Consider the following 13,409-nt stretch of genomic DNA (forward strand, 5'->3'; position numbering starts at 1 on the left):
TCCTCAGTTGTTTTGGTAAATATCCCGATACAGGCGACTTTCGAAACGCACCAGCGGCGCGCGGCGCTGTTTCTGATCTTCCGGCGGCACGGCGTAGCCGGAGAGATACTGCACGAAGGCCATGCGCTGGCCGCTGGCGGTAGTGATGAAGCCCGCCAGGTTGTAGACGCCCTGCAGCGCGCCGGTCTTGGCCGACACCTTGCCGTCTACGCCGGCCTCATGCAGGCCGCCGCGGTAGCGCAGGGTGCCGTCATAGCCGGACAGCGGCAGCATCGAGATAAAGTTCAGCTCGTTGTCGTGCTGCGCGATGTACTGCAGCGCCTGCATCATGGTCGCCGGGGCCAGCAGGTTGTGGCGCGACAGGCCGGAACCGTCGGCGATGATGGTGTTGCCCAGATCGATGCCTGCCTTCTGGCGCAGCACCTGGCGTACCGCATCGGAACCTGCTCGCCAGGTGCCCGGCACGCCGAAGCGCTCGTGGCCGATCGTGCGGAAGACGGTATCGGCAATCATGTTGTCCGATTTCTTCAGCATGATTTTCAACAGATCGTGCAGCGGCGCCGACTGGGTTTGCGCGATCACCGTGCCGGTGATGCCGGGGCGCGTTTGGCGTTTCAAATGCCCGTCGATCTGGATATCGGCCTGCGTCAGCTCGTCTTTCAGTATGGCGCCCGCATAGCTGGCACCGTCCTGGATGGCGAAGGCCAACGGCAGCGGTTCGCTGCGCTGCGTCAGGCAGCCGGTCAGGGTAAAGCGGTTCAGCTCGCCCGGCACCACGTCCAGTTCGCAGTATTGCGCGTCTGCGGATCCGCGCGCCAGGGTGCGCACCTGGCTAAACATATTGACCGGATAATAGGAGGCGACGCGGATAAACGCCATGTCGCCCGGGTTCGGCGCGCTGTACAGCGAGACCGAGAAACAGTTGCGATCGACGATGGCGGCGGCCGGCGGCGCGCTGAAGCACTGCGTCAGATCGTTCCACGGCCAACCAGGCGCCTTGTCATGGCTGGCGAAGACCGAGGTATCGACCAGCACGTCGCCGCTGATTTGGCGCACGCCCTGCTTCTTCAGGACGGCCACCATATTGCGCAGGCTCTGACGTTTGAAGGTCGGATCGCCGCTGAAGCGGGCGATCAGGTTGCCGCGCAGCACGCCGTCGCGGATATCGCCCTGGCTCTCCAGCGTGGTGGTGAAACGGTAATCGGGCCCGAGTTGCAGCAATGCCGCCAGCGCCGTCAGCACTTTTTGGGTACTGGCCGGCAGCGCCATCTGCTGAGAGTGATAATCGATCGTCGGCGCACCGGCACCGATCTTCTGAACGACCAGGGCAAGGTTGGCCCCATCAGGCAGATATTGTGTGTACTCTTCAACCGGGGCCGCATTCGCATTCAGAACAAATGCGCAAGCCAATGCACTGACAATTCGTGAAAAACGCATAATCTCGGGATAACAGCTGGATAACGTGCCGTCATACTACGGTGCAATCAGGGAAAAAGTAAACGATGACCCTCAAGGAACTCTAGGCTAAAATGCGTATCAAAATGCAAAACCGATCTTGGCTTGGGCCCCGTTCCGAGTCAGGTTTCTTTTGTTTGTCGCCTGGAGGCGGGGGGCGGAATGCCAACCGTGTTTTCATACGAATACGTCAGGATGACGGTTATTTGAACAGGAAAGATTTAGAGGTATTTATACGATGAACCAAATTCCGATGACCTTGTTTGGCGCTGAAAAACTGCGCGAAGAGCTCGAATATCTGAAAAGCGTGCGCCGCCCGAAAATCATTGCGGATATCGCTGAAGCGCGTGAACACGGCGACTTGAAAGAAAATGCCGAGTACCATGCCGCCCGCGAACAGCAGGGTTTCTGCGAAGGCCGCATTCAGGAGATCGAAGCCAAGCTGTCCAATGCGCAGGTGATCGATATCACCAAGATGCCGAACACCGGTCGGGTGATCTTCGGCGCCACCGTATCGGTGATGAATCTGGACAGCGAAGAAGAAGTGACTTACCGCATCGTTGGCGACGATGAGGCCGATTTCAAGAAAAATCTGATTTCGGTAAACTCGCCGATGGCGCGCGGCCTGATCGGCAAAGAGCAAGACGATGTGGTGGTGATCAAAACCCCTGGCGGCGACGTGGAATACGAGATCCTGAAGGTCGAGTATCTCTGATCGGGACCGTTGGTCATTAATGCGCCAACGTTTTGTAAAGATAGGAAAAAGGCCGCAAGCGGCCTTTTATCTTGGTCAGGCGCATGGCACCTTTTCGTTAACCTGATGGTTATTAACGCGGTAGACTGATCTTGCGCTCTTTCGACGGGCGGTAAAGAATAAGCGTACTGCCGATAACTTGCACATTGCAGGCGCCCGTTTCACGCACGATAGCGTCGGCGATCAGGGTCTTGGTTTCGCGATCTTCAGCGGCGATTTTTACCTTGATCAGCTCATGATGCTCCAGAGCCTGTTCAATTTCAGCCAGCACCCCTTCGGTAAGACCGTTATTGCCCAGCATCACCACCGGTTTTAACGGATGCGCCAGGCCTTTCAGGTGCTGTTTTTGTTTATTATTCAGATTCATTGTCTTTTTTGCTTAAGTTGGGATTGAAAACGGTACATTCTACCGCCATCTCATGTATATCACCAAATCGGTCTTCACCGGTGTGAGTCTACGTGAGCAGCGACCCTGACATAAGACTCTTTTTATGATAGTTGGAAAACGAGATGGCTAATAAAAAGCGTTCGGCTAGCTCCAGTCGCTGGTTACAAGAACACTTTAGCGATAAATATGTACAGCAGGCGCAGAAAAAGGGACTGCGTTCCCGTGCCTGGTTTAAACTTGATGAAATACAGCAGAGCGACAAACTGTTCAAACCGGGCATGACCGTGGTTGACCTGGGCGCCGCACCGGGCGGCTGGTCGCAGTATGTGGTCACCCAAATCGGCGGTACCGGGCGCATCATCGCCTGTGATATTTTGCCAATGGATCCTATCGTTGGCGTCGATTTCCTTCAGGGCGATTTTCGTGATGAACTGGTGCTGAAGGCGCTGTTGGAACGAGTAGGCGAAAGTAAGGTTCAGGTGGTCATGTCCGATATGGCCCCGAATATGAGTGGCACCCCGGCGGTCGACATTCCAAGGTCGATGTATCTGGTGGAGTTGGCGCTGGATATGTGTCGTGATGTCCTCGCACCAGGCGGAAGTTTCCTGGTGAAGGTGTTCCAGGGAGATGGCTTTGACGAGTACCTACGGGAAATTCGCTCCCTGTTTACGAAGGTTAAGATTCGTAAGCCAGACGCTTCCCGCGCCCGTTCGCGCGAAGTGTACATTGTAGCGACAGGGCGCAAACTGTAGTACCCTAACGCTGTTTGTTAACACAGTTGTAAGATGAGGTTAATCCCTTGAGTGACATGGCGAAAAACCTAATTCTCTGGTTAGTCATCGCGGTAGTGTTGATGTCTGTATTCCAGAGCTTTGGGCCCAGCGAGTCGAATGGCCGTAGGGTGGATTACTCTACCTTCATGTCCGAACTGACCCAGGACCAGGTTCGCGAAGCGCGAATCAACGGACGTGAAATTAACGTTACCAAGAAAGACAGTAACAAATACACGACCTACATCCCTGTCAACGATCCCAAGTTGCTGGATACGTTGTTAACGAAGAATGTGAAAGTTGTCGGCGAGCCGCCTGAAGAGCCGAGCCTGCTGGCTTCTATCTTTATCTCCTGGTTCCCGATGCTGTTGCTGATCGGGGTCTGGATCTTTTTTATGCGGCAAATGCAGGGCGGCGGCGGCAAGGGCGCGATGTCCTTCGGCAAGAGCAAGGCCCGCATGCTGACGGAAGACCAGATCAAGACCACTTTCGCCGATGTCGCCGGTTGTGACGAAGCGAAAGAAGAGGTGAGCGAACTGGTGGAATACCTGCGCGAGCCGAGCCGTTTCCAGAAATTGGGCGGCAAGATCCCGAAAGGCGTGCTGATGGTCGGCCCGCCGGGGACCGGTAAAACGCTGTTGGCGAAAGCGATCGCCGGCGAAGCGAAGGTGCCGTTCTTCACCATTTCCGGTTCCGACTTCGTTGAAATGTTCGTCGGCGTGGGGGCATCCCGCGTGCGTGACATGTTTGAACAAGCGAAGAAAGCCGCGCCGTGCATCATCTTCATCGATGAAATCGACGCCGTCGGCCGCCAGCGTGGCGCCGGCCTGGGTGGCGGTCACGATGAGCGCGAACAGACCCTGAACCAGATGCTGGTTGAGATGGACGGTTTCGAAGGCAACGAGGGCATCATCGTCATCGCGGCCACCAACCGTCCGGACGTGCTTGACCCCGCGCTGCTGCGCCCGGGCCGTTTCGACCGTCAGGTCGTGGTCGGGCTGCCGGATGTGCGTGGCCGTGAGCAGATCCTGAAGGTGCACATGCGCCGCGTGCCGTTGGCTGCCGACATCGACGCCTCCGTCATTGCGCGCGGTACGCCGGGCTTCTCCGGTGCCGACCTGGCCAACTTGGTCAACGAAGCGGCGCTGTTCGCCGCCCGCGGCAACAAGCGCGTGGTGTCGATGGTGGAGTTCGAGAAAGCCAAAGACAAGATCATGATGGGTGCGGAACGTCGCTCCATGGTGATGACCGAAGCGCAGAAAGAGTCGACCGCGTATCACGAAGCGGGCCACGCCATCATCGGCCGCCTGGTTCCTGAACACGATCCGGTACACAAAGTGACCATCATTCCTCGTGGCCGTGCGCTTGGCGTGACCTTCTTCCTGCCGGAAGGGGATGCGATCAGCGCCAGCCGTCAGAAGCTGGAGAGCCAAATCTCCACCCTGTACGGCGGCCGTCTGGCGGAAGAGATCATCTACGGGCCGGAAAAAGTCTCTACCGGTGCGTCGAACGACATCAAAGTGGCGACCTCCATCGCCCGCAACATGGTGACCCAATGGGGCTTCTCCGAGAAGCTGGGGCCGCTGCTGTATGCGGAAGAAGAGGGTGAAGTGTTCCTGGGCCGCTCCGTGGCCAAGGCGAAGCACATGTCGGATGAAACCGCGCGTATCATCGACCAGGAAGTGAAGTCGCTGATCGAACGTAACTACACGCGTGCTCGCTCGCTGCTGATGGAAAACATGGACATCCTGCACTCGATGAAGGATGCGCTGATGAAGTATGAAACCATCGATGCGCCGCAGATCGACGATCTGATGAACCGCAAAGACGTGCGTCCGCCGGCGGGCTGGGACGATGCGAACAAAGGCAACAGCTCCGACAACGGTGGCACCCCGAAAGCCCCGACGCCGGTAGATGAGCCGCGCACCCCAACGCCGGGCAACACCATGTCCGAACAGCTCGACAAGTAAGAACGGCTGTGTAATAACATCAAACCCCGGTACGCCGGGGTTTTTTTTGCCCGGCGGGCAGTGAACCAGGCAACAGTAAGGTGAAACAACATGCAGTTAACCGTGCGCGACATGACGCTCAACCTCTCTCATCCACAGGTGATGGGCATCCTCAACGTGACGCCGGATTCGTTTTCCGACGGCGGTCGCCACAACACGCTGAATCAGGCGTTGCTGCACGCGCATGCGCTGATTTCGGCCGGCGCTACGATGATTGATATCGGCGGCGAGTCGACAAGGCCGGGGGCGGCGGAGGTGAGTGAAGAGGAAGAATTGGAACGGGTCGTGCCGGTGGTGGAAGCGCTGGCGCAGCGTTTCGAAGTCTTCATCTCGGTCGATACCTCGAAAGCGGGCGTGATCCGCGAATCGGCGCACGCCGGCGCGCATCTGATCAACGACATTCGTTCGCTGCAGGAGCCGGGTGCCCTGGCGGCGGCGGCGGAAAGCGGCCTGCCGGTCTGCCTGATGCACATGCAGGGGCAGCCGCGTACCATGCAACAGGCACCGCACTACGACGATCTGATCGCCGACGTTCAGGCGTTTTTCGAACACCATATCCAGCGCTGTAACGAGGCAGGGATAACAAATCAGAAATTGCTGCTCGACCCAGGCTTCGGTTTCGGTAAAAATTTGGCGCACAACTATCAGCTTCTGGCCCGGTTGTCGGAGTTTCATCGTTTTGGTTTGCCGCTGTTGGTCGGCATGTCGCGCAAATCGATGATTGGACAACTGTTGAACGTACCGCCGGATCAACGGGTTATCGGCAGCGTGGCCTGCGCGGTGATCGCGGCGATGCAGGGTGCGCAGATTGTCAGAGTGCATGACGTTAAAGAAACCGTCGAGGCGATGCGTGTCGTCGAGGCAACACTTTCAGCTAAGGGACAGTAGAAACATGAGCGAGCGCAAATATTTTGGCACCGACGGCATCCGTGGCAAGGTCGGGGACAGCCCCATCACGCCGGACTTCGTGCTGAAGCTGGGCTGGGCGGCCGGCAAGGTGCTGGCGCGTCACGGTTCCCGCAAGATCATCATCGGAAAGGATACGCGCATCTCCGGCTATATGCTGGAGTCCGCGCTGGAAGCCGGCCTGGCGGCCGCCGGATTGTCCGCGTCCTTCACCGGGCCGATGCCCACGCCGGCGGTGGCTTATTTGACGCGTACCTTCCGGGCTGAAGCGGGCATTGTCATTTCCGCTTCGCATAACCCGTTCTATGACAACGGCATCAAGTTTTTCTCGATCGACGGCGCCAAGCTGCCGGACAATGTCGAAGAAGCGATCGAGGCCGAGATGGAAAAACCGCTGACCTGCGTGGAGTCTGCGGAGTTGGGTAAAGCCAGCCGCATCATCGACGCCGCCGGTCGCTATATCGAATTCTGCAAAGGCACCTTCCCGAGCGAGCTGAGTCTGAAAGGGCTGAAAATCGTGGTCGACTGCGCCAACGGCGCGACTTACCACATCGCGCCGAGCGTGCTGCGCGAGCTGGGCGCCACGGTGATCGCCATCGGCGTTGAGCCGGACGGCATGAACATCAACGAGAAATGCGGCGCTACCGATGTGCGTCAGCTGCAGGAGCGCGTGCTGCAGGAAAAAGCGCACGTTGGCCTGGCGTTCGACGGCGACGGCGACCGCGTGATGATGGTGGATCACCTGGGCAACAAGGTGGACGGCGATCAGATCCTGTACATCATCGCCCGCGAAGGCCTGCGTCAGGGGCAGCTGCGCGGTGGCGCGGTCGGCACCCTGATGAGCAATATGGGGCTGGAACTGGCGCTGAAACAGCTGGGCATTCCGTTCGCTCGCGCCAAAGTGGGCGACCGTTACGTGCTGGAGAAGTTGCAGGAGTTGGGCTGGCGCATCGGTGCGGAAAACTCCGGCCATGTGATCCTGCTGGACAAAACCACCACCGGCGATGGCATCGTGGCCGGGTTGCAGGTGCTGACCGCCATGGTGCGCAACCACATGAGCCTGCATGACCTGTGCAGCGGCATGAAGCTGTTGCCGCAGATCCTGGTCAACGTGCGTTTCGCCGGCGATCACAATCCGCTGGAATCTGAAGCGGTGCGCAAGGTCACCGAACAGGTGGAAGCCGAGCTGGCCGGCCGCGGCCGGGTGCTGCTGCGTAAATCGGGCACCGAGCCGCTGATCCGCGTGATGGTGGAGGGCGAGGACGAGCAGCAGGTGACCGCGCTGGCACATCGCATCGCCGACGCGGTGAAATCCGCAGGTTAAAACAGACAGTTAGCCACCGGGCTTGGCATCGCTGAGCCCGAATAGACGATTGTTGGCGTTTTTTTCCGCAAACGCGCCGGCGGCTGCAAATTGCCCTTGCGCGGGTTGGCGGCTTTGGTTAGTATTCACACCCGCTTCAGTAGGCAGTTTATAAACACGCCTGCTTGATGAGTGTGAAGCATTTGGCATGCGGTGAGGCCGCAAGGATACGGGTACTACTATGTACGAAGCTCTTCTGGTAATTTTCCTGCTGATTTCAATCGGGCTGGTTGCTCTGATTATGTTGCAGCAAGGTAAAGGCGCTGATATGGGAGCCTCTTTCGGAGCAGGTGCATCAGGCACGTTGTTCGGTTCGAGTGGTTCCGGTAACTTTATGACCCGCATGACTGCTGTATTGGCGACGCTGTTCTTCGTCATCAGCCTGATTTTGGGCAACCTCAGCAGCAACCAAAGCAAGAAAGGCAGCGAGTGGGAAAATCTGGGTCAGCCGGTGAAAACTGAGCAGACAACCGCGCCGGCAGCACCTGCCAAGCCGAGCAGCGATATCCCGCAGTAAGCCGTAAAAGTTTGTAAACGGTGGTTGTGAACTCGAAAGAACAACGGCCGTTAGCAGTAAGAATCAGTACCGAGGTGGTGGAATTGGTAGACACGCTACCTTGAGGTGGTAGTGCCCTAACGGGCTTGTGGGTTCGAGTCCCATCCTCGGTACCAAATCCCAGAGATAACTTGCAATTTTGCGATTATCGGCGTAGTATTTGCCACGTTTTCGGACGCGGGGTGGAGCAGCCTGGTAGCTCGTCGGGCTCATAACCCGAAGGTCGTCGGTTCAAATCCGGCCCCCGCAACCACTTTCCTTTAAGTGTTTATTTTCAAATACACTTTTCGATTGAAATCCGCTTTTCTCGATCATCATTTGAAAATGACACTTGCTCGAAAGTTGTACCGAGGCCGCCTAGCGGCAAACAGGGTCCAGTTGCATAAAGCCCCGATTTTTCGGGGTTTTTTGTTATTTGGCAACAGAATCACTGGGCTATTTAGCCCTTTTTTTATGTCTTGGGGGTGGGCTTGTCCACATTAGAGCAACAGTTAACAGAGATGCTTTCGGCACCGGTAGAAGCGTTGGGCTTTGAGCTTGTAGGCATCGAATTCATTCGTGCGCGCCAATCGACGCTCCGCATCTATATTGATAGTGATAACGGCATCAATGTTGATGATTGCGCTGATGTCAGCCACCAGGTCAGCGCTGTATTGGACGTCGAAGATCCAATCACGGTCGCTTACAACTTGGAAGTCTCCTCTCCTGGCCTTGATCGCCCGATGTTCACCGCAGAGCACTATACGCGTTTCCTCGGTGAAGAAGTCAGCCTGGTCCTGCGCATGGCGGTACAGAACCGTCGCAAGTGGCAGGGTATTATCAAGTCTGTCGAAGGCGAGATGATCACGGTTACTGTGGAAGGGAAAGATGAAGTGTTCGCGCTGAGCAACATCCAGAAAGCGAACCTGGTACCCCACTTTTAAAGTTTGGAAGAGGCAACTAGGATGAACAAAGAGATTCTGGCTGTTGTTGAAGCAGTTTCCAATGAAAAATCCCTTCCGCGCGAGAAGATTTTCGAAGCGCTGGAAACTGCATTAGCCACCGCAACCAAGAAAAAATACGAGCAGGAAATCGACGTGCGCGTCAGCATTGACCGCAGAACCGGCGATTTCGATACCTTCCGCCGTTGGGTCGCCGTAGACGAAGTGACGCAGCCAACGCGTGAAATCACGCTGGAAGCCGCTCAGTTTGAAGATCCGAGCATCGAGCTCGGCGGCTACGTCGAAGATCAGATCGAATCCGTGACCTTCGACCGCATCACCACCCAAACCGCCAAGCAGGTTATCGTGCAGAAAGTGCGCGAGGCCGAGCGTGCGATGGTGGTCGACGCTTTCCGTGAACACGAAGGTGAGATCGTCACCGGCGTGGTGAAGAAAGTGAACCGTGACAGCATCGCGCTGGATCTGGGCAACAACGCCGAAGCGGTGATTGGCCGTGAAGACATGCTGCCGCGCGAAAACTTCCGTCCGGGCGACCGCATTCGTGGCGTACTGTACGCCGTGCGTCCTGAGGCCCGCGGCGCGCAGCTGTTCGTCAGCCGTTCCAGCCCGGAAATGCTGAAAGAACTGTTCCGCATCGAAGTGCCGGAAATCGGCGAAGAAGTGATTGAAATTAAAGCGGCAGCCCGCGATCCTGGCTCCCGTGCGAAAATTGCAGTGAAAACCAACGACAAGCGCATCGACCCGGTCGGCGCCTGCGTAGGTATGCGCGGTGCGCGCGTTCAGGCCGTGTCGAGCGAGCTCGGCGGCGAACGCATCGACATCATTCTGTGGGATGATAACCCAGCGCAATTCGTCATCAACGCCATGGCGCCGGCCGACGTCGCGTCGATCGTGGTAGATGAAGATAACTGCACCATGGATATCGCCGTTGAAGCCAGCAACCTGGCACAGGCGATCGGCCGTAACGGCCAAAACGTGCGTTTGGCTTCCCAGCTGCTGAAACAACACCGCGGCGACGATCGTTGGGAACTGAACGTGATGACGGCGGACGACCTGCAGGCCAAGCACCAGGCCGAGGCTCATGCCGCTATTGATACCTTCACCAAGTATCTTGATATCGACGAAGATTTCGCCACCGTACTGGTTGAAGAAGGCTTCTCCACGCTGGAAGAGCTGGCCTACGTGCCGATCAAAGAGCTGTTGGAAATCGACGGTCTGGATGAAGATACGGTTGAAGCATTGCGCGAACGCGCCAAAGCTGCATTGACCACGCTGGCCCTGGCACAAGAAGAAAGCCTGGGCGACAACAAACCGGCCGACGATTTGCTCAACCTGCCGGGTCTTGAGCGCAGCATGGCCTTTAAACTGGCCGCGCGTGGGGTTTGTACGCTGGAAGATCTTGCCGAGCAGGGTGTTGACGATCTGGCTGATATTGAAGGGCTTAGCGACGAGCAAGCCGGCGAGCTGATCATGGCTGCGCGCAATATCTGTTGGTTTGGCGACAACGCGTAATAACTGTAGCAGGAAGGAACAGCATGACGACAGATGTAACCGTAAAATCGCTGGCAGCAGAGATTCAGACTCCGGTTGATCGCCTGGTACAGCAGTTTGCTGATGCAGGGATCAACAAGTCCGAGTCGGACTCTGTTACCCAGCAAGAAAAAGAAACATTGCTGGCGCACCTGAACCGTGAACACGGCAGCGCGCCGGGTAAACTCACTTTGCAGCGCAAAACGCGCAGCACCTTGAATATCCCGAGCACCGGCGGTAAAAGTAAATCGGTGCAAATTGAGGTCCGCAAGAAACGCACTTATGTAAATCGCGATACGCAGGAAGCCCAGTTGGCTGAAGCGGCAGAGCAGGCACAGCGTGAAGCGGAAGAGCAGGCACGGCGCGAAGCGGAAGAGCTCGCAAAACGCGAAGCGGAAGCGAAGCGCGCAGCCGAAGAGCAAGCCAAACGTGAGGCCGCGGAGATTGCTAAGCGTAATTCAGCGGAAAAAGAAAAAGTGACCAATCAACATACCGACGAAATGACCAAGCCAGCTCAGGCGGAAAAAGCACGCCGTGAAGCCGAAGCCGCTGAACTGAAACGCAAAGCGGAAGAGGAAGTGCGCCGCAAGGTTGAAGAGGAAGCCAAGCGCGTGGCGGAAGAAGCCCGTCGCATGGCCGAAGAGAACGGCGAGAAGTGGGCCCAGGCAGACGCGGCAAGCGCCGCGGTTGAAAGCGCCGACTATCACGTGACCACCTCTCAGCACGCCCGTGCCGCAGAAGATGAAAACGACGCCAAAGTTGAAGGCGATCGTCGCAGCCGCACCCGCGGCGGCAAAGCGACCAAGCAGAAGAAAGGCAACAAGCTGTCCGAATCCAAAGCGGATCGCGAAGAAGCGCGCGCCGTTACCCGTGGCGGTAAAGGCAAACGCAAGCCTAGCGCTCTGCAGCAGGGCTTCAACAAGCCGGCGCAGGTGGTTAACCGCGACGTGGTGATCGGCGAAACCATCACCGTGGCCGAGTTGGCCAACAAGATGGCGGTAAAAGGTTCTCAGGTCATCAAAGTGATGATGAAGCTGGGCGCCATGGCCACCATCAACCAGGTTATCGACCAGGAAACCGCGCAGCTGGTTGCCGAAGAGATGGGCCACAAAGTTATCCTGCGTCGTGAAAACGAGCTGGAAGAAGCGCTGATGAGCGACCGTGATACGGGCGCTGCGGCCGAGCCGCGCGCGCCGGTCGTGACCATCATGGGCCACGTTGACCACGGTAAAACCTCTCTGCTGGACTACATTCGCTCCACCAAAGTGGCGGCGGGCGAAGCCGGCGGCATTACCCAGCACATCGGTGCCTACCACGTAGAAACCGAGAACGGCATGATCACCTTCCTGGATACCCCGGGCCACGCCGCGTTTACCTCGATGCGTGCTCGCGGTGCTCAGGCGACTGACATCGTGGTTCTGGTGGTGGCGGCTGATGACGGCGTGATGCCACAGACCATTGAAGCTATCCAGCACGCGAAAGCGGCGCAGGTGCCGTTGGTGGTTGCGGTGAACAAAATCGACAAGCCGGAAGCCGATCCGGACCGCGTTAAGCAAGAACTGTCTCAGTACGGCGTGATGCCGGAAGAGTGGGGCGGCGAAGCGCAGTTCGTCCACGTGTCCGCGAAAGCCGGTACCGGTATCGACGAGCTGCTGCAGGCTATCCTGCTGCAGGCCGAAGTTCTGGAACTGAAAGCGGTACGCAGCGGCATGGCGAGCGGCGTGGTGATCGAGTCCTTCCTGGATAAAGGCCGTGGCCCGGTTGCCACCGTGCTGGTTCAGGAAGGTACGCTGAACAAGGGCGACATCGTCCTGTGTGGCTTCGAATACGGCCGTGTGCGTGCGATGCGCGACGAGCTGGGCCGTGAAGTGACCTCCGCCGGTCCGTCTATCCCTGTGGAAATCCTGGGTCTGTCCAGCGTGCCTGCAGCGGGTGACGAAGCGACCGTGGTGCGCGACGAGAAGAAAGCGCGTGAAGTGGCGCTGTACCGTCAGGGCAAGTTCCGCGAAGTCAAACTGGCGCGTCAGCAGAAGTCCAAGCTGGAAAACATGTTCGCCAACATGACCGACGGCGAAGTGTCCGAGCTGAACATCGTACTGAAATCCGATGTACAGGGTTCTTGCGAAGCGATCAGCGACTCGCTGCTGAAACTCTCCACCGACGAAGTGAAGGTGAAGATTGTCGGCTCCGGCGTAGGTGGGATCACCGAAACCGACGCGACGCTGGCTGCGGCTTCCAACGCCATCATCCTGGGCTTCAACGTGCGTGCCGACGCTTCTGCGCGCCGCGTAATCGAAGCGGAAAGCCTGGATCTGCGTTACTACTCCGTGATCTATAACCTGATCGACGAAGTGAAGCAGGCGATGAGCGGCATGCTGGCGCCGGAATACAAGCAGCAGATCATCGGCTTGGCCGAAGTGCGCGACGTGTTCAAATCGCCTAAGTTCGGCGCTATCGCCGGCTGTATGGTTACCGAAGGGACCATCAAGCGTCACAACCCAATCCGCGTACTGCGCGACAACGTGGTTATCTATGAAGGTGAGCTGGAATCCCTGCGCCGCTTCAAAGATGACGTTAACGAAGTCCGTAACGGCATGGAATGTGGTATCGGCGTTAAGAACTATAACGACGTGCGCGTCGGCGACATGATCGAAGTGTTCGAAATCATTGAGATCCAACGCACCATCGCTTAACGATTGCACATCTGCTTATATCTGTTTACGGGGGGCCTTTGTGC

11 protein-coding genes and 2 tRNA genes are annotated in these 13,409 nt (G+C 57.5%); 11 read left to right on the forward strand and 2 right to left on the reverse strand.

Going from position 1 to position 13,409, the window contains the following annotated elements; translation table 11 throughout:
- Positions 1-3: 3 nt before the first annotated feature.
- On the reverse strand, positions 4-1,437 hold the full coding sequence (gene dacB, locus ACJ8KE_RS14245; RefSeq protein ID WP_028127573.1) for a serine-type D-Ala-D-Ala carboxypeptidase: 1,434 nt from the start codon (positions 1,435-1,437) through the stop codon (positions 4-6).
- 256 nt (positions 1,438-1,693) lie between these two features.
- Between dacB and greA the strand changes: the two genes are divergently transcribed.
- On the forward strand, positions 1,694-2,170 hold the full coding sequence (gene greA, locus ACJ8KE_RS14250; protein ID WP_004933539.1) for a transcription elongation factor GreA: 477 nt from the start codon (positions 1,694-1,696) through the stop codon (positions 2,168-2,170).
- A gap of 112 nt (positions 2,171-2,282) precedes the next feature.
- On the opposite strand, the gene yhbY is transcribed toward greA, so the two are convergent.
- Positions 2,283-2,576, reverse strand: coding sequence for a ribosome assembly RNA-binding protein YhbY (gene yhbY, locus ACJ8KE_RS14255; protein WP_004933536.1), 294 nt, complete (start codon positions 2,574-2,576; stop codon positions 2,283-2,285).
- 143 nt (positions 2,577-2,719) lie between these two features.
- On the opposite strand from yhbY, the gene rlmE reads away from it, so the two are divergent.
- The 10 genes from rlmE to infB all read left to right on the forward strand — a co-directional run bounded on the left by rlmE (position 2,720) and on the right by infB (position 13,365).
- Positions 2,720-3,349: a 23S rRNA (uridine(2552)-2'-O)-methyltransferase RlmE gene (gene rlmE, locus ACJ8KE_RS14260; RefSeq protein WP_004933533.1), complete on the forward strand. Its 630-nt coding sequence runs from the start codon at positions 2,720-2,722 to the stop codon at positions 3,347-3,349.
- 56 nt (positions 3,350-3,405) lie between these two features.
- Positions 3,406-5,337 carry an ATP-dependent zinc metalloprotease FtsH gene (ftsH, locus tag ACJ8KE_RS14265; RefSeq protein ID WP_004933529.1) on the forward strand — a complete coding sequence of 644 codons (1,932 nt, stop codon included), beginning with the start codon at positions 3,406-3,408 and terminating at the stop codon, positions 5,335-5,337.
- 90 nt (positions 5,338-5,427) lie between these two features.
- Complete coding sequence (gene folP, locus ACJ8KE_RS14270) at positions 5,428-6,264, forward strand: dihydropteroate synthase (protein WP_016929326.1); 837 nt, start codon at positions 5,428-5,430, stop codon at positions 6,262-6,264.
- A 4-nt stretch (positions 6,265-6,268) separates the two neighbouring features.
- Positions 6,269-7,606, forward strand: a complete 1,338-nt coding sequence (glmM, locus tag ACJ8KE_RS14275) for a phosphoglucosamine mutase (RefSeq protein WP_021504256.1) — start codon at positions 6,269-6,271, stop codon at positions 7,604-7,606.
- A gap of 220 nt (positions 7,607-7,826) precedes the next feature.
- Positions 7,827-8,162 (forward strand): preprotein translocase subunit SecG, encoded by a 336-nt coding sequence (gene secG / locus ACJ8KE_RS14280; RefSeq protein WP_004933519.1) that lies wholly within the window; start codon positions 7,827-7,829, stop codon positions 8,160-8,162.
- Positions 8,163-8,230: 68 nt separating this feature from the next.
- A tRNA-Leu gene (locus ACJ8KE_RS14285) sits at positions 8,231-8,317 on the forward strand.
- Between the two features lie 60 nt (positions 8,318-8,377).
- A tRNA-Met gene (locus ACJ8KE_RS14290) sits at positions 8,378-8,454 on the forward strand.
- 217 nt (positions 8,455-8,671) lie between these two features.
- The gene (rimP, locus tag ACJ8KE_RS14295; protein WP_028127574.1) at positions 8,672-9,124 is read left to right on the forward strand and encodes a ribosome maturation factor RimP; all 453 of its coding nucleotides are present in this window, start codon (positions 8,672-8,674) and stop codon (positions 9,122-9,124) included.
- Positions 9,125-9,145: 21 nt separating this feature from the next.
- Positions 9,146-10,654: a transcription termination factor NusA gene (nusA, locus tag ACJ8KE_RS14300; protein WP_004933514.1), complete on the forward strand. Its 1,509-nt coding sequence runs from the start codon at positions 9,146-9,148 to the stop codon at positions 10,652-10,654.
- Between the two features lie 23 nt (positions 10,655-10,677).
- Positions 10,678-13,365: a translation initiation factor IF-2 gene (gene infB / locus ACJ8KE_RS14305; protein ID WP_004933511.1), complete on the forward strand. Its 2,688-nt coding sequence runs from the start codon at positions 10,678-10,680 to the stop codon at positions 13,363-13,365.
- Positions 13,366-13,409 lie beyond the last annotated feature (44 nt).

The sequence above is a fragment of the Serratia sp. CY56464 genome (assembly GCF_052168435.1).
Taxonomy (GTDB): domain Bacteria; phylum Pseudomonadota; class Gammaproteobacteria; order Enterobacterales; family Enterobacteriaceae; genus Serratia; species Serratia marcescens.

Bases quoted from the DNA above. Each gene is read 5' to 3' on its own strand.
- dacB (WP_028127573.1), bottom strand. From the start codon at position 1,437: ATGCGTTTTTCACGAATTGTCAGTGCATTGGCTTGCGCATTTGTTCTG.
- greA (WP_004933539.1), top strand. From the start codon at position 1,694: ATGAACCAAATTCCGATGACCTTGTTTGGCGCTGAAAAACTGCGCGAA.
- yhbY (WP_004933536.1), bottom strand. From the start codon at position 2,576: ATGAATCTGAATAATAAACAAAAACAGCACCTGAAAGGCCTGGCGCAT.
- rlmE (WP_004933533.1), top strand. From the start codon at position 2,720: ATGGCTAATAAAAAGCGTTCGGCTAGCTCCAGTCGCTGGTTACAAGAA.
- ftsH (WP_004933529.1), top strand. From the start codon at position 3,406: ATGGCGAAAAACCTAATTCTCTGGTTAGTCATCGCGGTAGTGTTGATG.
- folP (WP_016929326.1), top strand. From the start codon at position 5,428: ATGCAGTTAACCGTGCGCGACATGACGCTCAACCTCTCTCATCCACAG.
- glmM (WP_021504256.1), top strand. From the start codon at position 6,269: ATGAGCGAGCGCAAATATTTTGGCACCGACGGCATCCGTGGCAAGGTC.
- secG (WP_004933519.1), top strand. From the start codon at position 7,827: ATGTACGAAGCTCTTCTGGTAATTTTCCTGCTGATTTCAATCGGGCTG.
- nusA (WP_004933514.1), top strand. From the start codon at position 9,146: ATGAACAAAGAGATTCTGGCTGTTGTTGAAGCAGTTTCCAATGAAAAA.
- infB (WP_004933511.1), top strand. From the start codon at position 10,678: ATGACGACAGATGTAACCGTAAAATCGCTGGCAGCAGAGATTCAGACT.